Source organism: Streptomyces tailanensis, assembly GCF_008386495.1.
Classification (GTDB): domain Bacteria; phylum Actinomycetota; class Actinomycetes; order Streptomycetales; family Streptomycetaceae; genus Streptomyces; species Streptomyces tailanensis.
In genome coordinates this window covers 219,730-242,422 of record NZ_VTHJ01000002.1, presented here as the reverse complement: position 1 = coordinate 242,422, position 22,693 = coordinate 219,730, and the positions used below count along the sequence as shown (strand labels likewise).

Below are 22,693 nucleotides of genomic sequence, written 5' to 3'. Positions count from 1 at the left end.
ATCGGTATACCCTAGGGGGGTATAGTGTTGTCATCGTCAGGACGACCAGGAACCAGGTCCTCCCGGCGGCAGACCACGCATCCACACCCCGAGGAAGCACTCATGACCTCCCAGACGAACTCCAGCACCGGCTCCACCGTCGTCTACAAGGTGTCCGGAATGACCTGCGGGCACTGCGAGGGCGCGGTCTCTCAGGAGATATCCGCCCTGGCCGGCGTCAGCGCGGTCAAGGCCGTCGCCAAGACCGGCGAGGTCACCGTCACCTCCGCCGCCCCGCTCGACGAGGAGGCCGTCCGCGCCGCCGTCGACGAGGCCGGCTACGAGCTCGTCGGCCGCGCCTGACGGCAGCTCGCAGCTCCGGGGGCGCTTCCCCTGTAGATGCGTACGACGACGTATGACGACGTACGACAACGAACGACGCGAACTCACTCCCACGCCGGCACGTACCGCTCCGCTGATACGGACGCCGTACGTCCCGGCCTCCCGTAGGAGACACGCAATGACCAGCACGGCTCCCGAGAAGACGCCGCCCGGCACGGTGCCGGCGCCTGCCTCCCAGGTCGAGCTCTCCATCGGCGGCATGACCTGCGCCTCGTGCGCCGCCCGCATCGAGAAGAAGCTCAACCGGATGGACGGCGTCACGGCGACCGTCAACTTCGCCACCGAGAAGGCGAAGGTCACGTACCCGGAGGGCATCGAGGTCGCCGACCTCATCGCCACCGTCGAGAAGACCGGCTACACCGCCGAGGAACCGCCGCCCCCGGCCACGGAGGAGAGGGCGGAGGCCGAAGTCCCGACGGTGGCGGACGGCGAACTGCTCTCCCTGCGGCAGCGGTTGTTCGTTTCGCTGGCCCTGTCCGTGCCCGTCGTACTGATGGCGATGGTCCCGGCCCTGCAGTTCGACAACTGGCAGTGGCTGTCGCTGACGCTGGCCGCTCCGGTCGTCGTCTGGGGTGCCTTCCCCTTCCACCGGGCCGCGTTCACCAACGCCCGGCACGGAGCCGCGACCATGGACACGCTCGTGTCCATCGGCACTCTCGCCGCGCTCGGCTGGTCGCTGTGGGCGCTGTTCTTCGGGCACGCCGGAATGCCCGGCATGCGGCACGGCTTCGAGTTCACCATCTCCCGTTCGGACGGCTCCTCCTCCATCTACCTGGAGGCCGCGGCCGGCGTGACGACGTTCATCCTCGCCGGGCGCTATCTGGAGGCGAAGGCCAAGCGAAAGTCGGGCGCGGCACTGCGGGCGCTGCTGGAACTTGGGGCCAAGGACGTCTCCGTGTTGCGAGGGGGCAGGGAAGTGCGCATCCCGGTCGGGCAGTTGGCGGTCGGGGACCGGTTCGTCGTACGGCCCGGTGAGAAGATCGCGACCGACGGGACCGTCGTCGAGGGCTCCTCGGCGGTGGACGCCTCCATGCTGACCGGCGAGTCGGTGCCGGTGGACGTGACCGTCGGCGACGCGGTGACCGGGGCAACCGTGAACGCCGGTGGGCGGCTGGTCGTCGAGGCGACGCGCGTGGGCGCCGACACCCAGCTCGCCCGGATGGCGAAGCTGGTGGAGGACGCGCAGAACGGCAAGGCCGAGGTACAGCGGCTCGCCGACCGGATCTCCGGGATCTTCGTGCCGGTGGTGCTGTTGATCGCCGCGGCCACGCTCGGCGCCTGGCTCGGCGTCACGGGTGACGCTGCCGCCGCTTTCACGGCCGCCGTCGCCGTCCTGATCATCGCCTGCCCCTGTGCACTCGGGCTGGCCACCCCGACCGCCCTCCTGGTCGGCTCCGGGCGTGGCGCTCAGCTCGGCATCCTCATCAAGGGCCCCGAGGTACTGGAATCCACCCGGCGCGTCGACACCGTCGTCCTGGACAAGACGGGGACGGTGACCACGGGCCGGATGGAACTGCAGGACGTGTTCACCGCGCCGGGCGTGGACGAGGGCGAACTGCTACGGCTGGCGGGCGCGTTGGAGCACGCTTCCGAGCACCCGATCGCCCAGGCGATCGCGGCCGGGGCTGTGATGGGGGTCCCCCCGCTCGAGCGAAGCCGAGAGTGGGGGAGGGCCGGAAGCCTGCCCGTGCCGGAGGGCTTCGAGAACGTCGCCGGGCTCGGCGTCCAGGGCGTCGTCGACGGACACGCCGTACTCGTCGGACGCGAGAAGCTCCTCGAAGAGTGGGTCATCGAACTGCCCCGCGACCTCGCCGAGGCCAAGGCCGCGGCGGAGGCCGAGGGGCGTACGGCGGTCGCCGTCGCCTGGGACGGCAAGGCGCGCGGCGTGCTCACCGTCGCCGACGCGGTCAAGGAGACCAGCGCCGAGGCGGTGGCCGAACTGCGGAAGCTCGGGCTGAAGCCCGTGCTGCTGACCGGCGACAACCGGCTCGTCGCCGAGTCCGTGGCGCGGACCGTCGGCATCGACGAGGTGATCGCCGAGGTCCTGCCGCAGGACAAGGTGGACGTCGTCAAGCGACTGCAGGCCGAGGGCCGTACGGTCGCGATGGTCGGCGACGGCGTCAACGACGCGGCCGCCCTCGCCACCGCCGACCTGGGCCTGGCGATGGGCACCGGCACGGACGCGGCGATCGAGGCCGGCGACCTGACCCTCGTACGCGGCGACCTGCGTGTCGCGGCGGACGCGATCCGGCTGTCCCGCAAGACCCTGGCCACCATCAAGGGCAACCTCTTCTGGGCCTTCGGCTACAACATCGCCGCCCTGCCGCTGGCCGCCGCCGGCATGCTCAACCCGATGATCGCGGGCGCCGCGATGGCCTTCTCGTCGGTCTTCGTCGTGACCAACAGCCTGCGGCTGCGGTCCTTCAAGTAGCACGCGGTAACTCCCCTGAAACGCGAGGCGCCCGGCCTTCCGGCCGGGCGCCTCGACGCCAGGTCGCGGCTGTTGAGCTCAGGCGACGGCCCTCTTTCTGCGCTGGTCGTCCTCCCGGTGGATCGGTGTTCGTGAACCGGTCAGGGGCGCGCCCGTTCCGCCCTGCCGTGCCGCGATGATCTCCGCCGCGATGGACACGGCGGTCTCCTCGGGCGTACGGGCGCCGAGGTCGAGGCCGATCGGGGACTTCAGCCGGTCCAACTCCTCCTCGTTGAGGCCGACTTCGCGCAGTCGCCGCACCCGGTCCGCGTGGTGCGGCGGGAGCCCATCGCGCCGATGTAGGTGACCGGGAGCCGAAGGGCCGCCTTCAGGAGGGGTACGTCGAACTTGGCGTCGTGGGTCAGGACGCACAGGACGGTGCGCTTGTCGGTTGCCGTCCGCCCCAGATACCGGTGCGGCCAGTCGACCACGATGTCGTCGGCCTCGGGGAAGCGGGCCCGGGTAGTGAAGGTGGGGCGGGCGTCGCACACGGTGACGTGGTAGCCGAGGAAATTGCCTGCCCGTACGAGTGCCGCCGCGAGTTCCACCGTGCCGGTGCGGCCCGCCTCCAGCATGGCCCGGGTCTCGGCCGCAGCCGTCCGGTCCAGGTCCGGGTGGCCGCCGAGGGCGCCTTCGTACGAGCCGTCGGGGTGCACGAGGAGGAGCCTGCCGAGCAGGTCGTCCGGCCCCCGGATCACGCGAGTGAGGGCCACCGCCTCCTTCCGGGCCGCGTACGACAGTGCCGAGGCGAGCGTCTTGCCGTCCGGCGTGTTCGCGCGTACCGGTGTGACGAGGACCTCGATGGTGCCGCCGCAGGTCAGACCCACCGCGAAGGCGTCGTCGTCGCTGTGGCCGAACTGTTCGAGGACAGTGTGGCCGTCCTTCAGGGCCTGGACGCAACCGTCGTAGACCGCGCCTTCGACGCAGCCGCCGGAGACCGAGCCGATGACCGTGCCGTCGCTGTCGACGGCGAGGGCGGCACCGGGAGGGCGCGGGGCGCTGCCGCCGACCCGTACGACGGTGGCGACGGCGAAGTCCCGGCCCTGCTCGGCCCAGTTGCTCAACTCGGTGGCGAGGCCAAGCATGGCCGCCTGCCATCAGGACGCGGTCCGGCCGGATGGGCAGGTGGCGGTGGCGGACGCCGGTGGCGCGCCAGACCGCGTTGGCGATCGCCGCCGCGGCGCCCACGATGCCGATCTCGCCGATGCCCTTGATGCCGACCGGGTCGTCGGGGTCGGGGTCGTCCACCCAGTCGGCCTCGATGGCGGGGACGTCGGTGTGCGCGGCGACGTGGTAGCCCGCGAGGTCGGCGCCGTAGAGGCCGCCCGAGGCTTGGTCCCTGACCGCCTCCTCGTGCAGGGCCATGGAGATGCCCCAGGTCATGCCGCCGGTGAACTGGCTGCGTGCGGTGAGCGGGTTGACGATCCGGCCCGCCGCGAAGATGCCGAGCATCCGCCGTACGCGCACCTCGCCGGTGGCGACGTCCACGGCGGCCTCGGCGAACTGGGCCCCGTAGGCGCGCCGTTCCTTGGGCGGGAGTCCGAAGACCGACTGGGTGGTGTCGGCGCGCGCGGTGATGCCCTCCGGCGGGATGCCGGTGGTGGTCAGGGCGAGCCGCTTCCGCAGTTCGGTGGCCGCGTCCGTGATCGCCCAGGCCCAGGAGCGGGTGCCCATCGAGCCGGCGGCGACCCACGCCGGCCCGAAGTCGCTGTCTCCGAGCCGCACCCGGACCTGGTCCGGTGTCACCTCCAGTGCGTCCGCGGCGGTCAGGGTGAGTGCTGTCCGCGCCCCGGTTCCGAAACGTCCGCCGCGTTGATCCGCACCGTGAAGGTGCCGTCCGCCTCCGCCGTCACGGCCGCCGTGGCCGGCATGGCCAGCGTGTGGAAGGAGGCCGCCGCCGTCCCGGTGCCGAGCAGCCGGCGGCCGTCGCGGCGCACACCGGGGCGCGGGTCGCGGTCCGCCCAGCCGAACCGGCGGGCGCCCTCACGGAAGCAGTCGAGGAGCTTGCGGCTGCTGTACGGCAGGCCGGACACCGGGCCGCGCTCGGGTTCGTTGCGGGCGCGCAGTTCGATCGGGTCGATGCCGCACTTCTCGGCGAGTTCGTCGAGGGCCGACTCCAGCGCGAACGACCCCGGCGCATCTCCGGGCGCGTGCATCCAGGTGGGTGTCGGCACGTCGAGCCGTACGGCCCTGTCGGCCGTGTGGTGGGCGTCGGCGTCGTACATCGTCCGTGTGATGGTGGCGCTGGTCTCGACGTACTCCTGCACGGTCGACGTCTGGTTCAGGGAGCTGTGCTCCAGCGCGCGCAGCGGTCCGTCGGAGTCGGCGCCGAGCCTGATCCGCTGGACGGCGTCCCTGACCACAGCGCCATCTCTGACCACAACGGTATCCCTGGCCACAACGGCATCCTTGACCACAGATGAGGCGAACTCATGCTCCAGATAGACGCGTTGCTGCGCGAGTACGACCGTGCCCGTGCCTACACCGACGACCTGTGGAAGGATCTCACCCCGGACGAGGTGACCTGGCGCCCGCACGAGAACTCCAGCGCCATCGGCTGGCACCTGGGGCATCAGGCCCACGTCGCCCACTTCATGATCCGCAACCTCACCGCGGCCGAGCCCAGCCCGGACCCGGAGCTGGATGGCCTGATGGATTCGGCGAACCCCGAGAGCTTCCGCGGAGCCCTGCCCACGATCCGACGCCTCACCGACTTCCGCACCACGGTCGCCGAACGCGTGCACGCCGGTATCGGCGACATCGCCGTCGGCCGGGTCGGCGCCCCCACCCCACTCGCCATCGTCCCGCCCACTTGCTCACCACGCTCATCAACCACGAGTACCAGCACGACCAGTGGATCAGCGAAGTCCGCGCGAGCGACCTCGGCCACGCGCTCCCGTCCGATCCCGACAGCGAGTTCGTACGCCGTATCGACGGCTACCTCGTCGTAGACGTCCTGTAGCCATGGGGCCACAGAGCCATAGAGCCATTGGGAGAACTCGCCTGTGACAAGCACCGCCCTGGACACCACCGCCGGTATAACCTCGCGGCCCGAGGCGCAGCGTCGCGTCCTCGCCGTCCTGGTCAGCAGCCAGATCCTGAGCGGGGCGGGGCTCGCGGCCGGTATCACCGTGGGAGCCCTGCTCGCTCAGGACATGCTCGGCTCTACCGACCTCGCGGGGCTGCCCAGCGCCCTGTTCACCGCCGGCTCGGCCCTCGCCGCCGTCACCATCGGCCGCATCTCCCAGGCCCGGGGCCGCCGACCGGGCCTGGCCGCGGGATACCTGGCCGGCGCCGTCGGCAGCGCGGGCGTCATCGCCGCCGTCGTCGCCGACAACCCGGTGCTGCTCTTCATCGCCTTGTTCGTCTACGGCGCCGGAACCGCCACCAACCTCCAGGCCCGGTACGCCGGAGCCGACCTCGCCGCGCCCGCCCACCGCGGCCGCGCCGTCTCCACCGTCCTGGTCGCCACCACCCTCGGCGGCGTCGTCGGCCCCAACCTCGCCGCACCCACCGGCGACCTCGCCGACACGCTCGGCATCCCCACCCTGGCCGGGCCGTTCCTGCTCTCCGGCGCGGCCTACGCGCTGGCCGCCCTCGTCCTCGCCGTGTGGCTGCGCCCCGACCCCCTGCTGCTCGCCCGCAGCCTCGACCTCCAGCAGCGGACGACGGGTGACGTCGCCGAGCCGGCCCCCGCACCCAAGCGCGGTCCCGGGCTGATGACGGGCGCGCTGACGATGATCCTCACCCAGCTCGTCATGGTCGCGATCATGACCATGACCCCCGTGCACATGCACGACCACGGCCATGGCACCGCCGCATCCGGCCTCGTCATCGCCATCCACGTCGGCGCGATGTATCTGCCCTCGCCGTTGACCGGCTGGCTCGTCGACGCGTACGGCCGCACCGTGATCGCCGCCGCCTCCGGCCTCACCCTGCTCGCCGCCGGAATCACCGCCGCCGTCGCGCCCGCGGACTCCGTCGCCTTGTTGGCTTTGGCGCTCGCCCTCCTTGGCCTGGGCTGGAACCTCGGCCTCGTCTCCGGCACCGCGATGATCACCGACGCCGTACCGCTGGCCACCCGCGCCAAGACCCAGGGCACGGTCGACGTCTCCATCGCCATCGCCGGCGCCACCGGCGGCCTCTCCTCCGGCCTCGTCGTCTCCGCCGCCGGCTACCCCGTCCTCGCCCTCACCGGCGGCATCCTCGCCCTCGCCGTCCTCCCGGCCATCGCCGCCACCGCGAGGAGCAGGTGAACGCTGACCGCTCACTGGTGAGGTGAGGTGAGAATGCCGCGGGAGAGGGCGACGGTGACGGCCGCGGTGCGGTCGTTGACGCCCAGCTTGACGAACGTGCGCAGCAGGTGCGTCTTCACCGTCGCTTCGCCGATGTACAGCTGCCGGCCGATCTCGCTGTTGGACAGACCGCGCGCGACGAGGCCGGGTACCTGAACCTCGCAGGGGGTCAGCTGCTCCCCGGCCGGCGCCTGCATGTGGGTCACCAGCCGGGCGGCCACCGGCGGGGCGAGGACGGTTTCGCCGCGGGCGGCCGCGCGGATCGCGTCGGTCAGGGTGCCGATCGGGGTGTCCTTGAGCAGGTAACCGGTGACGTCGGCCTCGATCGCCGGCAGGATGTCGGCGTCGCCTTCGTAGGTGGTCAGCACGAGCACACGGACGCCGGGGTGTTCCTGGCGGATGCGCGCCGTCGCGGTGGCGCCGTCGGCACCCGGCATCCGCAGGTCCATCAGGATGACGTCCGGGCGCGTCGCGGCGGCGAGGACGGTCGCCTCGTCGCCGGAGCCGGCCTCGCTCACGACGCGCAGGTCGTCGTAGGCCTCGAGCATGCCGCGGAGGCCGAGGCGTACGACGGGATGGTCGTCGACGATCAGGATGTGGACAGTCATCGAGCCGGTTCCGTCCGCTCCGCTTCGCCCGCCGAGATCCGGCCGCCAGTCTACGAGCGCCCACGTCCAGCGTGCCCGGCCCGGCGCCGGGGAACGTCCACACACCGGTGGAGCGCGTCCTGGTCGGAGAACGACACGGGGAACTCGGCCCGGGCGATGCTCTCCAGCAGCTCGTGTGACCGGGCAAGCCCCGCCGTCGGCGGTCCCGCCGCGTTCGGGAGGTGCGCGACCAGGTCGAGGTGGTGCAGCGTCCACTCCAGGACGTACGCGGAGAGGTGGTCGCCCACGGTGAGGACCTCGTCGCGGGTGCTGACCCGGAGGGCCGGGTCGGCGAGTCCGGCGGCGCGACCGGCGGCGGAGCCGACGTCGTCGAGGTGGAACTTGAGCAGCCACGGCTCCCCGTGCGCGGCGGCCAGCCGTACGGTCAGCGCGTTGAGCGGGTCGTCACCGGCGGGCGGCGTCGCGGAGACCTCCCAGTAGGTCACCGCATCACGGGTCGGTTCCGCGTCGGCCGGGGTCACGAGGGTGATCAGGACGTCCTGCGCGTCGATGACCAGGTGGCACACCAGGTCCCGCACGAGCCAGCCGGCGCAGCCGGACGGCTGGGCGAAGTCCTCGTCCGACAGTTCGGCGACGGTCGTGAGCAGTGCTGTCCAGGAACGTGAGAAGAGATCCACATCGGCAAGGTAGGTTGAAAGGTTGGTCCCTTCCAACCCAGTTGGCGTGCGCGGATGGTGTCGTGCCGGGCACGGGTTGGTTGCGGCATGGTCTTGCCACGCCGATGACCTGGGACACAGGGCAGCATGACGACGTATGAGCAGAGATCGCTACGTCGACTTCCTGCGCGCCTGGGCCATCGTGCTGGTGGTGATCGGCCACTGGCTGATCACCGCTCTGGTCCGCGGACCCGGAGGGGAGATCACCGCGCCCGAGCTGCTGGCGGTCGTTCCGTGGACCCAGTGGCTGACCCTGGGCTTCCAGGTCATGCCGCTGTTCTTCCTGGCCGGGGGCCATGCGGCGGGCGGCTCCTGGGTGCGCGCCCGGGCGGCGGGTGGTACGGCGGCCGGGTGGGTGGCGGGACGGGCGCTGCGGCTGCTGCTCCCGGCGGGCGTGTACAGCGCCCTCGTGCTGCTCGCCGTAGGGGTCTGTGCGGCGGTCGGCGTGGATCCGGACACCCTCGCGCTGGTGGGGTGGGCGATGGCGATGCAGTTCTGGTTCCTCCCGGTGTATCTGATTCTCAGTGCGCTGACCCCGGTCCTGCACGCGGCGCACCGGCGCTGGGGGCCGGCCGTTCCCCTGGCCATGGGCGTGGTCGCCCTGGCCGCGAGCGTGTCGGTGGTGGCGGTGCACACGCCGTACGTCGGGCTGCTCAACTACGTGCTCGTGTGGGGCGTGGCCTACCAGTTGGGCTTCTGCTGGCGCGACGGTCGGCTGACCGGACACCGGGCGGTCGCGCCCGCGATGGCGGCGGGCGGAGGGTTGGCCTTCGTGGCACTGGTCGGTCTCGGGCCGTTCCCGGTCAGCCTGATCCTGGTGACCGGGCAGAGCCCGAGCAACACCGATCCGCCGTCGGCGGCGATGCTGGCGTGGGCGGTGGCCCAGGTGGGTCTGTGCCTCCTGGCCGCACGGGGAATGCGGCGGCTTCTGGACCGGGAGCGGGTGTGGCGGGTGGTGCGCCCGGTGGGCGGGGCCAGCATGACGCTGTATCTGTGGCACATGCTGCCTGTGCTGGTCGCCGCCGCGTTCTACCTCACCGGGATCGCGCCCGAACCCGCCTTCGGATCCGCGGCATGGTGGGCGCTGCGGGTGCCCTGGCTGCTCGTGCTCGGCGTCGTCCTGGCCGGAGTCGTGGCGGTTCTGCTGCCCTTGGACCGCGGGCTGGCGGCCCTGTACGAGCGCCTTCGGCCGGACGCGCGGTACGGGCCCATCCGACCGGACGCCGCCCCGCGCCGCTCCTGGCCGCTGTGGCTCGGCCTCGGTGCCGCCGTCGCCGCGCTGACCCGCTTCGCCGTACACGGTTTCGCACCCGAAGGCCGGATCCCCGTACTGCCCACACTGGGCCTGGCCCTCGGCACCCTGCTGATCGTGCTTCCCCAGCGTGCGAGGCGACGCCCCGCCGAGAACTCCAAGGACACGTTGGAGGAGGCCGCCTGACACCCGGTCGGCCAGGACGCGAGAGGTGAGCGCGTGTTCGGGAACCGCGAGTGGCCGAGGGGAGGCCGGACCCGTCTTGTCGTGCCCCGCCGCACGGCCGAAGCCCGATTTGCTGGAGCCGGGAAAGGGACCTCGGTCACGTAGCTTCCAGATCGGCCAGATCGGCGGCGAATTCGGCGCGCCAGTGGACGGAGAGCCGCTGGTGGAGGATCTTCGACGCGGCGACGGGAACCGGCAGCCGCACGAACGCCCGCAACGCCTGTGCCGCGCCCTCCCGCGCCACCCAGGCGCTCAGGTCCTCCTGGCCGACGGGTTCTTGATCACCACGCCATGAGGGTCGCGCCAACTGCCGAGCCGACCATCTCTCCGCCGCAAGGGTGCGTATACGCACATCCAGCGGATCGCCCAGGTCGAGCCGGACCGCCTCGCCCCGGCGGATGTCCTCCAGCGCGTTCGCCACCTCCTCGTAGGAGTCGATGCCGGTCTCCGCCGCCAGCCGCGCCAACTGCGCCGCGACCGCGCCGCGCAGTCGCTGCGGGCGGGCCCGCTCCAGGACCCCGGCCAGGTTGAAGCCGCGTACCTCGGGCTCGGGCCGGCGTTCGTACTCGGGGAAGTCGTTCAGGACCGGCAGCAGCAGGGCGCTGCTCAGCGCCTCGGCCGCGTCCTGCTCCGGGCGGTAGACAATGCCGAAATCCTCTGCCAGGTCCGCCAGAAGACGAGCGTACGTCGCGGTCGAGCCGGGCCAGAGATCCACCCCTTGACGCCTGGCCAAGTGCCCACCCGGCGACTGCACGTTGCCCTCGCGCGGCGACATGACGCGTTGGACCGCTTCCGGACGCACGACGCCGTCCTCGGTGACGGAGAGACACACCTCCGGGCCGCGCCTGGTCAGTGCCACCGCCCGACTGCCCGCGGACAGCAGCCGCAGCACCTCGGGCCGGGCGAACTGCGCGGCCCCGACCTGCTCGTCCTCCTGGGTGGCGTACGACCAGTCGCCGACCGTGCCCACCCGGACCATCGGCCGGTGCCCCGCCCAGGTCGAGGCCGCCGCGTCCTGCGCCCACCGCCGGCCGCGCGGCCGGACTGTGTCGGGGATCGCGCCCAGCCGGTGCAGCAGTTCGGCCGGGGTGACGCCCTCCACGAAGACCACATCGGGCTGATCCGGCAGCGGTTCCGGACGGGGGCGGGTGACGCGGGCGAAGACGAGAATGCGGCTTCCGTCGCCCTGCGCCGAAGCGGCAGGCCCGGTAAGTCCGGTGGGGGTGACCGGTGGCTCGGCGGCGTCGGGAGGCGCCGGCACCGGTTCGGTGGTGGCGGCCGCCAGCACCAGTGGGGAGACCGGGTCCGGGATGACGGACCTCTCGTCCTCCCACAGCAGGACGCCGTCCACGGCCAGCGGAACACGGAAGTTGAACTTGTGTCCGCCCTCCAGGGCATCGGCGAAGTCGGCCAGCGCGTGCCGCAGCGAGGACCACGGGGTGAAGGAGGGCACGTCCTCGTCGAAGTACCGGCCCACACGGCCGAAGTTGGGCCCACGGCGGCAGGAGACGAACAATCCGTCGGAGGACTGCCAACCGATGCCCAAGGTGATCAGCAACCACTCCCGGCGCCAGAACACCCCCAGCTCAGCCTCCGGGTTCTCCTCGTCGCCCTCATCCTCCGCGTCGGCCAGCCCCTCGCCGACATCGCGCTGGAACTGGGTGCTCTTGACGATGTCGGCGACCTTGGAAAGGGGCCCGTAGTACGCCAACTGCGGTGTTCCCTCCTCCAGTTCGACCCCGTCGTGGCAGCGAAGTGACGCCACGAGGTCGGGAGGGAACGTGACCTGGAGCGTGCGCTCGGCCGCGGCTATGTCCGCCTCGGACGCCGGTGGACGCAGCCGGGCGTGGCTGAGGGGAGCATGGCGGGCCAGCCAGGTGTCGATGCGGGCCCAGGACTCTTCGACGGCGGGTAACAAGGTCATGGCACGGGACCTTACGGCCCACCACTGACAAGCCACTCCGAGCTACGGGTCTGCGGTTGAAGGGGGGAGCGGGCCCCGCCATCCTGATCGATATGGCGGCCGGCGACGAGCTACTCCCCAAGCCGACTGGTCGCGGCGGTACCGGCAACGGGCCCGCCGTCTCCCGTCGGGAGTTCGACGCGCTCTTCGCGTCGGTGCGCACCTGGGGCCGCTGGACCCCGGCCGACCGCGGTGCCTGGAACCGGGTGACCGCGGACCATGTGCGGCGCGCCATGGCCGAGGTGCGGACCGGGACGGTCGTGCCGATGGCGCTGCCCTGGAACACCCGGCCCGGGCCCGACAACAAGAAGCCCGCCCTGCACCACATGACCGACCTCGGGGACGTGGAGAGCCCGGAACCCGCCACCCACAAGGACTTCATCGCCGCCGACTACCACGGCAAGGGAGTCACCCATCTCGACGCGCTGTGCCACATCGCCTACCGGGGCCGGCTCTACGACGGCCGGGCCGCACGCGAGGTCGTCGACGCCGCGGGCGCCCGCTTCGGCGCGGTGTCGGCGCTGGGCCCCCTGGTGACGACGGGGGTACTCCTTGACCTCCCCGCCGCCCTCGGCACCCGCTGGCTGGAACCCGGCCGGGCCGTACACGCGGACGACGTCATCGCCGCCGAGGAGGCACTCGACGTGACGATCGGCGAGGGTGACGCGGTGCTGCTGCGCACCGGCAGCGTCCGCCGCCGCGCGGAACTCGGTGCCTGGGACCCCGACACGGCGAGCGCGGGCTTCCACGTGGACGCCGTACCGCTGCTGGCCGAGCGAGGTGTCGTACTGCTCGGGAGCGACGGTGACAGCGACGTACGGCCCTCGCCCGTGGACGGCGTGCACTCGCCCGTCCACGCCCTGGCCGTCGCCGCGATGGGAGTTCCGTTGCTGGACAACCTCGACCTGGAGGCCCTCTCCGCCGCGACCGCCGAGGCGGAGAGGCACAGATTCCTGTTCGTCGTGACGCCGCTGAACGTACCCGGAGGGACCGGCTCGCCCGTCAGCCCGATCGCGGTGCTGTGAGTGGTGCGGTGAGCAGTCCTGTGACTAGTGCCCCTAATGACCGTATCCTCGGCAATATCAGCTTTTCTGCTAAAAGCGGATGATGGCGGTTGGAGTGAGGTGAAGCGTGGTTCGGTCCGGCAGGGAACCGATGCCGACGGGGCGTGCCACAGGCGGCACCGGCCCTGCCCTTGTCCGTGAGCGGTTTCTGCAGGGTGAGCCGGTCGACGTGACGGAGGGGGGCGTGCGGACGTCGATCCTGGACTCGTGGCGGCGCTGCCGGACCCTCGGCCTCTCACCCGACCGGTCCGACCTCCCCTTCCACGACGGCTTCGATCCGGACGGCCCGCTCGTCCGCGCGGCCGTACCGGTGCTCGACCGGCTGCAGTCCAGGTACTCCGGCAGCGAGATCAACATCTCCGTCGCCGACGCGAACGGAACCGTCCTCCTGCGCCGATTCGGCGAGCCGATGCTGGCCGGCGGCCTCCCGGCGATCCAACGGGTCCCGGGCTTCGTGTTCGCGGAGCAGTACGGCGGTACCAACGGCATCGGCCTGGCCCTGGCGGAGCGCCAGCTCATCCAGGTCTACGGCGCCGAGCACTTCGCGGAGCGCGCCCAGGGGAACGCCTGCGTCGCGCTGCCCGTCCACGACCCGCTCAGCGGGCGTATCGAGGGCGTGCTGTGCTTCGGCTATCCGCGCAGCGCCGAGAACCCGGAGTTCGCCGTCGTGATCCGCAAAGCGGCCCAGGCGATGGAACAGCGCCTGCTGGGGCAGAGTTCCGCTCGTGGGCGCGCTCTGCTGCGGGCGTACCACGCCGCCGGAGCCGAAGCCGCCGACGGGCCGCACCACAGCCTCGCGGTGGGCGAACTGGCCCCCGAGCTGCGCCCCGGCGACCAGGCCCTCCTCCTGGAGAAGGCCGCCGAGCTGATCTCCCGCGCACAGCGGGCCGCCATCGACGTACCCCTCTCCGACGGGCGCCGGGTCACCCTCGTCAGCCGCCCGATGACGAGCGCCTCCGGAGTGGAGGGCATCGCCGTCGAGGCGGTCCTGCCCGGCCTGTCGCGGGGAGGGGCGCCGGTGGGAGGGGCCGAGCCGGTACGGGACCGGGCGGGGAAGGCCGTGGCAGGACAGGCCCTGGCAGGCGAAGCCCTGGCCGTTCCGCGCCCACCGGACGAACTCCTGGCCGTCCCTGCCGAGCCTGCCGCCGCACCCCGGCCCGCAGCCCTCGCCGCACCTCAACCCACGCGCCTCCCCGTCACCCCACCACCCGGCCCCCTACCAACGCCATCACCCAGAAGCCTCCTCCTTCTCGGGGAGCCGCACGTCGGCGCGTACGCCCTGGCCGCGCGCCGTCGCCTCGAGTTGCTGTCCGAGGCGAGCGCCCGCATAGGCACCACCCTGGACGTGCGCCGCACCGCCGAGGAGCTCGCCGAGACGGCCGTCCCGCGCCTGGCCGACTTCGTCACCGTCGACCTGCCCGAGGCCGTACTGCGGGGCGAGGAGCCCACCGATCCTGTCGGTGATCTGCGGCGTACGGTGGTCCACGGCATCCGCGACGACCTCCCGTTCACCCCGGTCGGCAAGCGGATCGACTTCGGCCCGACCGCGCCCCAGCTGCGCTGTCTGACCGGCGGACAGGCGGTGCTGGAACCGGACCTGAAGGCTGCCGCGGGCTGGCTCGCGCAGGACCCCGAGCACACCGACCGGCTGCTGTCCCACGTCCACTCCCTCATCGCGGTACCCCTGGTCGCGCGCGGGGTGGTCCTGGGCATCGCCAGCTTCTACCGCGCCCAGGACCCCGCCCCCTTCGGTGACGACGACCGTTCGCTGGCCCAGGAGCTCGCCGCCCGCGCCGCCCTGTCCATCGACAACGCCCGGCGCTACACCCACGAACGCACCATGGTCCTGGCCCTCCAGCGCAGACTGCTCCCGCACGGACTGCCCGACCAGGACGCCGTTGAGGTCGCCCACCGCTATCTGCCCGCCGAGTCCGATGTCGGCGGAGACTGGTACGACGTCATCCCGCTCTCCGGCGCCCGCATCGGACTCCTGGTCGGCGACGTCGTCGGCCACGGCATGCTGTCCGCCGCCACCATGGGGCGACTGCGGACCGCCGCACGCAGCTACGCCGAACTCGACTTCCCCCCGGAGGAGGTCCTCACCCACCTCGACAACCTCGTGGCGCGCCTGGACCGCGAGGACCCCGGCAGCGAGGGCGCAGGCATCATCGGCGCGACGTGCCTGTACGTGATCTACGACCCGACCTCGCAGCAGTCCGTCATGGCCCGTGCCGGCCATCCGCCGCCCGCGGTGGTCCGCCCCGACGGCACCGTGTCGTACCCCGACCTGCCGGCCGGCCCTCCGCTCGGCCTCGGCGGGCTGCCTTTTGACGCCGTCGAGATCGACATCCCCGAGAACAGTCAGCTGGTCCTCTACACCGACGGACTCATCGAGGACCGGCACCGTGACGTCGACGTGGTCCTCGACCAGCTGCGCGACGCCCTGGCCCACCACCCGGAGCGCACCCCCGAGCAGACCTGCCAGGCGATCCTGGACACCGTGGCGCCCGCCCACCCGTACGACGACATCGCCCTGCTCGTCGCCCGCACCCACGCCCTCGGCCCCGACCGGGTCGCCACCTGGGAGCTGCCCGCCGACCCGGCCCTCGTCGGCGAAGTCCGCGCCTTCGCCGGCCGGCGACTGGCCGACTGGGGACTCGACGAGGCCGCGTTCGCCGCGGAACTGATCCTGAGCGAGCTGGTCACCAACGCCATCCGCCACGGCGCGGGCCCCATCAGGGTGCGGCTGCTGTACGACCGCACCCTGATCTGCGAGGTCTCCGACACCAGCAACACCGCACCTCACCTGCGCCGCGCGGCGACCACAGACGAGGGCGGGCGGGGCCTGTTCCTCGTCGCGCAACTGTCGCAGAGTTGGGGCGTGCGCTACCTCCCCGAGGGCAAGGTCATCTGGGCCGAATGCGAGCCGGCCGCCGCGGACGCCGCATAGACGGTCCGCGAGGGCGTATCCACCGTCGCGGGCGTATATCCGAAATGTTGTGATTTAGTCGGCTAGCATCCACCGTGAACGTCGGGAAGAACTCACCTGGCCGACCCTCGGAGATGTCCGTGCACGACGCTCCCGACCCGTCCGCGATGGCGGCGCAGCCCTTCGAGGTGGAACTCCTGGTCCGCATCCGCGGGCTCGCCAAGCGGTTCGGGGGGACCGTCGCACTGGCCGGGGTTGACCTCGACGTCCACGTCGGCAGCGTCCTCGCCCTCCTCGGGCCCAACGGCGCCGGAAAGTCCACGCTCATCAAGGTGCTCGCCGGCATCCACCACGCGGACGCGGGACAGATCACGGTGGACGGGCACCCCCTCGGCAGCCATGCCGCCTCGCACAGCATGTCGTTCATCCACCAGGACCTCGGTCTCGTGGAGTGGATGACGGTCGCCGAGAACATCGCCCTGGGCACCGGATACGGGCGCCGCACCGGACTGATCTCGTGGCGGCGGACCCGCGAGCGCTGCGCCGACGCCCTGCGCGTCGTCGCCGGACACCTCGACCCCGGCACACCCGTCGCCCGCCTCGCCCCGGCCGAGCGTTCGCTGGTCGCCATCGCCAGGGCCCTGGCCGCCCGCGCGAAGCTCATCGTCCTCGACGAGCCGACCGCCCGCCTCCCGGCCGCGGACTGCGCCCGCCTCTTCAGCGTCCTGCACACCCTGCGCGACCGGGGACATGCCATCCTCTACGTCAGCCATCGCCTGGACGAGGTGTACGAGGTCGCCGACACCTTCGCCGTACTGCGGGACGGTCACCTCGTCAGCCACGGCCCCCTGGCGGGTCACAGCCCGGTCCGCCTCGTCCACGACATCGTCGGCGCGCAACTGGCCGAACACCGTCCCGCCGCGGCACCCGCCGACACGTCGGCCGTCCTCACCCTCGACGGCGTACGGACCGCCGGCGCGGGACCGGTCAGCCTGGAACTGAGGGCCGGGGAAGCCCTGGGCCTCATCGGCCTCTCGGGCGCCGGGCACATGGACCTGGGCCGGGCCTTGGCCGGCGCCCGGCCCCTGCTCGACGGGAGGGCCCTGCTCGCGGGACGCCCGTACCGTCCGCACACCGTCACCGACGCCGTCCGGCTCGGCGTCGGCTTCGTACCCGGCGACCGACAACGGGAAGGCTGCCTCGCCGAGCTGACCGTACGCGAGAACTTCCTGGCCGATCCGCGCGCCGGAGACCGGCCGGCGCTGCGCTGGATCAGGCCCCGCCGCGAACGCGCCGAGGCGACCGCCCTGATCGAACGGTTCTCGGTGCGCCCCCGCGACAGCGAGGCCGCCATCGCCACCCTGTCCGGCGGAAACCAGCAGAAGGTCATGATCGGCCGGTGGTTCCGGGCGGGCCTGCGGCTGCTGATCCTCGAGGAGCCGACCGCGAGCGTGGACGTCGGCGCCAAGGCCGCGATCCACCGCCTGCTCGACGAGGCCCTGGCCGCGGGCCTCGCTGTCCTCCTCATCTCGACCGACTTCGAGGAGGTCGCGCGGGTGTGCCGACGCACGCTGGTGTTCGTCCGCGGATCGGTCACCACCGAGCTGAGCGGTGCGGAGCTCACGGTCGCCGGGCTCACCAGGGCGGCCTCGGCCGTGCCTCCGCACGGAACCGGGACGAATCCATGAGCCGTCCGGACGGGCCGGGCCGTCCCGGCGGGCACCTGATCGGCTCCTACGGCCTGCTCGTCCTCACCGCCCTGCTGTATCTGACCTTCTCCCTCGCCCTGCCGGACACCTTCCCCACGCTGAACACCGTCGACTCGATCCTGTCCAACCAGTCGATCCCGGCCGTCCTCGCGCTCGCCGCCATGGTCCCCATCGTGACCGGCGCGTTCGACCTCTCCATCGGCTACGCCCTCGGCCTGGCCCACGTCATGGTGCTGCAACTCGTCGTCAACAACGGGTGGCCCTGGCCGCTCGCCTGTCTCGCGGTGATCGCCGGCGGTGCGGTCGTGGGCGTCCTCAACGGTGTCATCGTCGAGTTCGGCCGCATCGACTCCTTCATCGCCACCCTCGGCACCGGCAGCATGCTGTACGCGGTGACCGGCTGGATCACCGACGGAGGCAGGATCGTCCCCGGCCCCCGGGGCCTCCCGCCCGCGTTCACCGACCTCTACGACTCCACGTTCCTCGGCCTGCCGGTCCCCGCCTTCTACGTGCTCGCCCTCGCGGCCGTCCTCTGGGTCGTGCTGGAGCGCCTGCCGCTCGGCCGGTATCTGTACGTCGTCGGCTCGAACCCGCGCGCGGCCGACCTCCTGGGCATCCCGACCCGCAAGTACACCGTGTACGCCTTCGCCGCGTCGGGGCTGATCGTCGGCCTCGCCGGAGTGCTGCTCGCGGCCCAGCAGCAGATCGGCAACCCGAGCGTCGGCCTCGACTATCTGCTGCCCGCCTTCGTCGGGGCCCTCCTCGGCTCCACCGCGATCAAACCCGGCCGCCCCAACGCCCTCGGCACCGCCGTGGCCGTCGCCGTTCTCGCCGTCGGCCTCACCGGCCTCGGCCAGCTGGGCGCCGACTTCTGGACGGTCCCGCTGTTCCACGGCGGCACCCTGCTCATCGCCGTGGGCCTGGCCGGATACGCCGCCCGCCGCAGACAGCGCGGCGGCGCGACGGGCACCACCCCATGACTCCATGAGAGGAGCTCTCTTGCACGGCAACCGCGCAGCCGTCCCCGGCGCCTTCAAAGTCAGGCTCTGTGCCCTGCTGGTGACGGCCATCGCCCTCGCCGGCTGCGAACGCGGCTCGTCGGACGATGCCGAGGAGTCCCCCACGGGCGCGAGCGGCTGCCCCGCCGTCCACGCCGAGGCCCGGGCCGCCGTCACCCGGGCCGAGGACACCGACGTCCCCTGGGACGGGCCGACCAGCGGCCCCACGGCGGTGTCCCGCAGGACCATCGTCTACGTCGCCCAGACCATGACCAATCCCGGAGTCGCGGGCGCCGCGAAAGGTGTACGGGAAGCCGCACGCGTCATCGGCTGGAACGTCCGCGTCATCGACGGCGGAGGCACACCCGCCGGCATCCAGGCGGCGATGAGCGAGGCCGTGGCCCTCCGCCCCGCCGGCATCGTCATCGGCGGCTTCGACCCCAACGCGACGTCACGCCAGGTGGCGCGGGCCAACGCGGCGGACATCCCGCTCATCGGCTGGCACGCGGTCGCCGCACCCGGCCCCAGCGAGCGGCCCCGGCTCTTCACCAACGTCACCACCCGCGTCGAGGACGTGGCCGCGATCAGCGCGCAGTGGATCATCTCGGACTCGGGCGGCCGCGCCGGGGTCGTCGTCATCACCGACGCCTCGATCCCCTTCGCCAAGCACAAGTCCGACCTGATCCGTGAGGAACTGGCCACCTGCCGGGGTGTTCGCGTGCTCTCGTACGAGAACATCCCGATCCCGGACGCGAGCACCCGCACCCCGCGCGAGATCTCCTCGCTGCTCTCCCGGTTCCAGGACAGGTGGACCCACTCCGTCGCCATCAACGACCTGTACTTCGCCGACGCCGCGCCCGCCTTCCGCGCCGCCGGCACTCCGGGCTCCGGCCCGCCCTTCAACATCGGCGCGGGCGACGGCGACCCCTCCGCGTTCCAGCGCATCAACAGCAGGCAGTACCAGGCCGCCACCGTGCCCGAGCCGCTGTCCCAGCAGGGCTGGCAGATCGTCGACGAGTTCAACCGGTCCTTCTCCGGCAGCCCCGCCAGCGGGTACGCGGCCCCCGTGCACATCACCACGGCGGACAACAGCGACGGCGCCACGACCTGGGATCCGGCGGGCTACCGGGAGGCGTACCGCGAGATTTGGGGCAGGTGACAGTCGGCCGTCCCTACCGGATGCCAGGTCCCTATCGGACACCAGAAGGAGAAACAGATGCTCAGCACCGAGTTCCGTACCGGATCGCCCAACTGGATCGATCTCGGCAGTCCCGACCCGGCCCTGGCCGCCACCTTCTACGGCGACCTCTTCGGCTGGGCCTTCGTCTCCGCCGGGCCCGACGCCGGCGGGTACGGGTTCTTCCAGAAGGACGGCAAGACCGTCGCCGCGCTCGGCTCCCTGACCGAGGAGGGCGCCCACACGGCCTGGACGACGTACTTCAAGACCGACGACATCCAGGAGACCGCCCGCCGGGTCGTCGCGGACGGCGGTGCCGTACGCGCCGAGCCCATGGACATCATGGGGGAGGGGTGGATGGCCCAGTTCACCGACCCCCAGGGCGCGCCGTTCGCCGTATGGCAGCCCGGGAAGACCCAGGGGCTGGAGAAGACGTCCGAGGACAACACCCTCCTGTGGGTCGAGCTGCACGTCCAGGACCCGGTCCGTGCCCTCGCCTTCTACAACGCTCTGTTCGGCTGGCGGTCCGCGGAGATGTCGGCACCCGGAATGACCTACCGGGTGCTGAGCATCGAGGAAGGCGACCAGCAGGACGCTTCCTTCGGTGGCGTGGCGCCCCTCCAGGCGGGGCAACACAAGGCCCGCTGGGTGCCGTACTTCGCCGTCGCCGACGCCGATGACATCGTCCGGGCGGCGGAGGACGGCGGCGGATCCATGATCATGCCCGCCGCGGACGTGCCCGGCGTCGGCCGGATCGCCTGGCTGGCCGACCCCTTCGGCGCGGAGTTCGCCGTACTGAAGCCGAACCCGCGGCAGACCTGAAAGGTCCGATCACCGGGTCACCGGGGCGTTGAGCTGACGGCCCGCGGTGTCCGACACCGCGGGCCCCGCTTCGAGGACGGCCGCTTCGGCAACGGCCGGTTTGCGCGGTTTGCGGAGCAGGAGCAACGCCGCGTCGTCCTCCAGGCGGCCGCCCACATGTGCCAGCAACTCGTCGTGGAGGCCGGTGAGCGTCCGCGCCGGCTCGTCGGAGAGGTGCCGCCCCAGCCGCTCGGCGAGCGGGTAGAACTCACGGCTGTGGTCGCGGGCCTCCGTGACCCCGTCGGTGTAGAGCAGCAGCTGATCACCGTCGGCGAAGGGCAGCACCTGGAGGCTGGGGCGCTCGTCGGTGAGGGTGCGCAGTCCGAGGGGCGGGGCCGGACGGGTGGGTTCCACCGGTACGACCCCCGACCCGCTCACCAGCAGCGGGGGCGCGTGTCCGCAGTTGACCACCTCCAGGCACCCTGACCGGGGGTAACCGGCGACCACCGCGGTGACGAAGTCGTCGCTGCCGAGGTTGCGCGCCAGACTCCGTTCGATCCTGGCGACGACGGCGAGGAGATCGGGCTCCTCGTAGGCCGCCTCGCGGAAGACACCGAGCACCAGGGCGGCGGTCCCCACGGCCGGCAGCCCCTTGCCGCGCACATCGCCGACGATCAGCCGTACCCCGTACGGCGTGGGCACGAGCGCGTAGAGATCCCCGCCGATACGGGCCTCCGCGGCCGCGGCGCTGTAGCGGACGGCCACCTGGAACGGGCCGACGGCCGCCGGTACCGGCTTGAGAAGCGCGTGCTGGGCGGTCTCCGCGACCGAGCGGACGGCCGCGAGCACCCGTTCGCGACGGCCGCGCAACGCGCTGGCCAGGGCACTCGCCAGAGTGACGGCCACCAGGGCGGCCAGGACGGAGGCGAGATCGCGGTCCGGCGCACCGTCCCGTATGCCGAGCATCGCGGCCAGTGTCCCGGCGAGGAGACCGACACAGAGGACTCCGCGCGGCCCGCTCGTGGTGGCGGCCAGCGCGGGACCGGCGGCGAGCAGTGGCAGCCAGGTCAGCCCGGCTCCGCCGACGAGGTCGACGACCACGATGACGGAGACGATCAGAACGGGCAGTACGGGCGTACCGGAGGCCAGCTGTGCGGCGCCGCTTTTCCGGGCCGGCGTTCGTCTCATCTTCCGTCCGAGTCCTCATCTGTGCGTGCGCGGGTGCGCTCCTGAAATGTCTGTTTCATCCAGGAAATAGGTTCGGCGTGAGGACCACAAGGATCCGATTTTCAGATAGTGAGCGAGAGGCCCCTGGTCACCCGGCTCGCGGTCGGGATGAGCCGTGCCCGGATCTCCTCCAGCCGGGAGAGCCGGTCCTTCGGCAAAGAGACGCCGAGCGAGCCGAGGGTGCCCCCGCTGTACACGGGCACCGCGACGCAGACCGTACCCAGGGAGTACTCCTCCAGGTCCGTGACGGCAGGGGCCACGGGTGAGGAGTCGAGGCGGCGGAGGAGTTCCGGCGGGTCGGTGATCGTCCGAGGGGTGAGATCGGTGAGGGGGTGCCGGGAGAGATAGTCCTTGCGGGAGTCCTCGTCCAGCTCCCGCAGCACCGACTTGCCCAGTGCGGTGGCGTGCCCGGCGTCCTCGAACCCCACCCAGAGATCCACGCGGGGCGCCCGGGGGCTGTCCACGATCTCGGCTACCCGGATCTCGCCGTCCTCGTAGAAGGTCAGGTAGGCGGCGGTCGTGAACTCGTCCCGCAGGGCGGCCAGTGTCGGACGGACCCGGCTGAGCAGGGCCTGCGCGCGGCTGGTGGTGTGGAGCTCCCGCAGCCTGTCGCCCAGGATGAATCCGCCGTCGTCCAGTTTCCGCAGGTAGCCGTCGTGGACCAGGGTCCGCAGCAGGTGGTACGCGGTGGCCAGGGGCAGCCCCGTCTCACGTGCCAGCTGTTTCGCCGGCGCGCCGTTCTCGTGCGCGCTCACCGCCTCCAGCAGCCGGAAGGCCCGCTGCACGGACGTGATGAGCGTAGGGCCCTCGTGAGCAGCCATATGACCAGCGTGCGCCGGGTGCGGGGCGCGGGCAAGACGCGTCCGGCTCGGCACGGT

16 protein-coding genes and 2 pseudogenes are annotated in these 22,693 nt (G+C 72.0%); 11 read left to right on the top strand and 7 right to left on the bottom strand.

The window, feature by feature from the left end; all coding sequences use genetic code 11:
• The first annotated feature begins 102 nt into the window (after window positions 1-102).
• Together F3T56_RS02960 and F3T56_RS02955 are read left to right on the top strand one after the other, a co-directional pair.
• Window positions 103-342, top strand: a complete 240-nt coding sequence (locus F3T56_RS02960) for a heavy-metal-associated domain-containing protein (RefSeq protein WP_149823065.1) — start codon at window positions 103-105, stop codon at window positions 340-342.
• A 157-nt stretch (window positions 343-499) separates the two neighbouring features.
• Window positions 500-2,812, top strand: coding sequence for a heavy metal translocating P-type ATPase (locus F3T56_RS02955; protein ID WP_149823064.1), 2,313 nt, complete (start codon window positions 500-502; stop codon window positions 2,810-2,812).
• A 78-nt stretch (window positions 2,813-2,890) separates the two neighbouring features.
• Here F3T56_RS02955 and F3T56_RS02950 read toward each other — a convergent pair.
• Window positions 2,891-3,936, bottom strand: a pseudogene (locus F3T56_RS02950) (XdhC family protein).
• Window positions 3,937-3,943: 7 nt separating this feature from the next.
• Window positions 3,944-5,196 (bottom strand): annotated as a pseudogene (locus tag F3T56_RS02945) (xanthine dehydrogenase family protein molybdopterin-binding subunit); the annotation flags it as partial.
• 87 nt (window positions 5,197-5,283) lie between these two features.
• Between F3T56_RS02945 and F3T56_RS02940 the strand changes: the two are divergent.
• Together F3T56_RS02940 and F3T56_RS02935 are read left to right on the top strand one after the other, a co-directional pair.
• Window positions 5,284-5,802, top strand: coding sequence for a DinB family protein (locus tag F3T56_RS02940; protein WP_246203360.1), 519 nt, complete (start codon window positions 5,284-5,286; stop codon window positions 5,800-5,802).
• A gap of 54 nt (window positions 5,803-5,856) precedes the next feature.
• Window positions 5,857-7,107 carry an MFS transporter gene (locus F3T56_RS02935; RefSeq protein WP_149823063.1) on the top strand — a complete coding sequence of 417 codons (1,251 nt, stop codon included), beginning with the start codon at window positions 5,857-5,859 and terminating at the stop codon, window positions 7,105-7,107.
• Between the two features lie 11 nt (window positions 7,108-7,118).
• Here F3T56_RS02935 and F3T56_RS02930 read toward each other — a convergent pair whose 3' ends face one another.
• Window positions 7,119-7,754 carry a response regulator transcription factor gene (locus F3T56_RS02930; RefSeq protein WP_149823062.1) on the bottom strand — a complete coding sequence of 212 codons (636 nt, stop codon included), beginning with the start codon at window positions 7,752-7,754 and terminating at the stop codon, window positions 7,119-7,121.
• A gap of 50 nt (window positions 7,755-7,804) precedes the next feature.
• Window positions 7,805-8,431 (bottom strand): maleylpyruvate isomerase N-terminal domain-containing protein, encoded by a 627-nt coding sequence (locus F3T56_RS02925; protein ID WP_149823061.1) that lies wholly within the window; start codon window positions 8,429-8,431, stop codon window positions 7,805-7,807.
• 136 nt (window positions 8,432-8,567) lie between these two features.
• Between F3T56_RS02925 and F3T56_RS02920 the strand changes: the two genes are divergently transcribed.
• Complete coding sequence (locus tag F3T56_RS02920) at window positions 8,568-9,908, top strand: acyltransferase family protein (protein ID WP_149823060.1); 1,341 nt, start codon at window positions 8,568-8,570, stop codon at window positions 9,906-9,908.
• 136 nt (window positions 9,909-10,044) lie between these two features.
• Here the strand turns inward: F3T56_RS02920 and F3T56_RS02915 are convergent, their stop codons facing one another.
• A complete protein-coding gene (locus F3T56_RS02915; protein ID WP_149823059.1) occupies window positions 10,045-11,871 on the bottom strand; it encodes an SMI1/KNR4 family protein in 1,827 nt (608 codons plus the stop codon).
• 92 nt (window positions 11,872-11,963) lie between these two features.
• Between F3T56_RS02915 and F3T56_RS02910 the strand changes: the two genes are divergently transcribed.
• The 6 genes from F3T56_RS02910 to F3T56_RS02885 all read left to right on the top strand — a co-directional run bounded on the left by F3T56_RS02910 (window position 11,964) and on the right by F3T56_RS02885 (window position 20,609).
• Window positions 11,964-12,935: a cyclase family protein gene (locus F3T56_RS02910; protein ID WP_149823058.1), complete on the top strand. Its 972-nt coding sequence runs from the start codon at window positions 11,964-11,966 to the stop codon at window positions 12,933-12,935.
• A gap of 106 nt (window positions 12,936-13,041) precedes the next feature.
• On the top strand, window positions 13,042-15,924 hold the full coding sequence (locus F3T56_RS02905; protein WP_149823057.1) for a SpoIIE family protein phosphatase: 2,883 nt from the start codon (window positions 13,042-13,044) through the stop codon (window positions 15,922-15,924).
• Between the two features lie 113 nt (window positions 15,925-16,037).
• On the top strand, window positions 16,038-17,591 hold the full coding sequence (locus tag F3T56_RS02900; RefSeq protein ID WP_149823056.1) for a sugar ABC transporter ATP-binding protein: 1,554 nt from the start codon (window positions 16,038-16,040) through the stop codon (window positions 17,589-17,591).
• On the top strand, window positions 17,588-18,592 hold the full coding sequence (locus tag F3T56_RS02895; RefSeq protein WP_149823055.1) for an ABC transporter permease: 1,005 nt from the start codon (window positions 17,588-17,590) through the stop codon (window positions 18,590-18,592). The genes F3T56_RS02900 and F3T56_RS02895 overlap by 4 nt, the downstream gene beginning before the upstream one ends.
• Before the next feature lie 19 nt (window positions 18,593-18,611).
• Entirely contained in the window at window positions 18,612-19,769 is a 1,158-nt protein-coding gene (locus F3T56_RS02890) for a substrate-binding domain-containing protein (protein ID WP_246203358.1), read from the top strand.
• Between the two features lie 57 nt (window positions 19,770-19,826).
• Complete coding sequence (locus F3T56_RS02885) at window positions 19,827-20,609, top strand: VOC family protein (protein ID WP_149823053.1); 783 nt, start codon at window positions 19,827-19,829, stop codon at window positions 20,607-20,609.
• A 9-nt stretch (window positions 20,610-20,618) separates the two neighbouring features.
• On the opposite strand, the gene F3T56_RS02880 is transcribed toward F3T56_RS02885, so the two are convergent.
• Both F3T56_RS02880 and F3T56_RS02875 read right to left on the bottom strand, forming a co-directional pair.
• Window positions 20,619-21,776, bottom strand: a complete 1,158-nt coding sequence (locus F3T56_RS02880; protein WP_149823052.1) for a PP2C family protein-serine/threonine phosphatase — start codon at window positions 21,774-21,776, stop codon at window positions 20,619-20,621.
• Between the two features lie 101 nt (window positions 21,777-21,877).
• Window positions 21,878-22,636 carry an IclR family transcriptional regulator gene (locus F3T56_RS02875; RefSeq protein WP_149823051.1) on the bottom strand — a complete coding sequence of 253 codons (759 nt, stop codon included), beginning with the start codon at window positions 22,634-22,636 and terminating at the stop codon, window positions 21,878-21,880.
• Window positions 22,637-22,693 lie beyond the last annotated feature (57 nt).

Coding starts and splice junctions, on each gene's coding strand:
- F3T56_RS02960 (WP_149823065.1), top strand. CDS start 103: ATGACCTCCCAGACGAACTCCAGCACCGGCTCCACCGTCGTCTACAAG.
- F3T56_RS02955 (WP_149823064.1), top strand. CDS start 500: ATGACCAGCACGGCTCCCGAGAAGACGCCGCCCGGCACGGTGCCGGCG.
- F3T56_RS02940 (WP_246203360.1), top strand. CDS start 5,284: ATGCTCCAGATAGACGCGTTGCTGCGCGAGTACGACCGTGCCCGTGCC.
- F3T56_RS02930 (WP_149823062.1), bottom strand. CDS start 7,754: ATGACTGTCCACATCCTGATCGTCGACGACCATCCCGTCGTACGCCTC.
- F3T56_RS02920 (WP_149823060.1), top strand. CDS start 8,568: ATGAGCAGAGATCGCTACGTCGACTTCCTGCGCGCCTGGGCCATCGTG.
- F3T56_RS02915 (WP_149823059.1), bottom strand. CDS start 11,871: ATGACCTTGTTACCCGCCGTCGAAGAGTCCTGGGCCCGCATCGACACC.
- F3T56_RS02910 (WP_149823058.1), top strand. CDS start 11,964: ATGGCGGCCGGCGACGAGCTACTCCCCAAGCCGACTGGTCGCGGCGGT.
- F3T56_RS02900 (WP_149823056.1), top strand. CDS start 16,038: ATGTCCGTGCACGACGCTCCCGACCCGTCCGCGATGGCGGCGCAGCCC.
- F3T56_RS02895 (WP_149823055.1), top strand. CDS start 17,588: ATGAGCCGTCCGGACGGGCCGGGCCGTCCCGGCGGGCACCTGATCGGC.
- F3T56_RS02885 (WP_149823053.1), top strand. CDS start 19,827: ATGCTCAGCACCGAGTTCCGTACCGGATCGCCCAACTGGATCGATCTC.
- F3T56_RS02880 (WP_149823052.1), bottom strand. CDS start 21,776: ATGAGACGAACGCCGGCCCGGAAAAGCGGCGCCGCACAGCTGGCCTCC.
- F3T56_RS02875 (WP_149823051.1), bottom strand. CDS start 22,636: ATGGCTGCTCACGAGGGCCCTACGCTCATCACGTCCGTGCAGCGGGCC.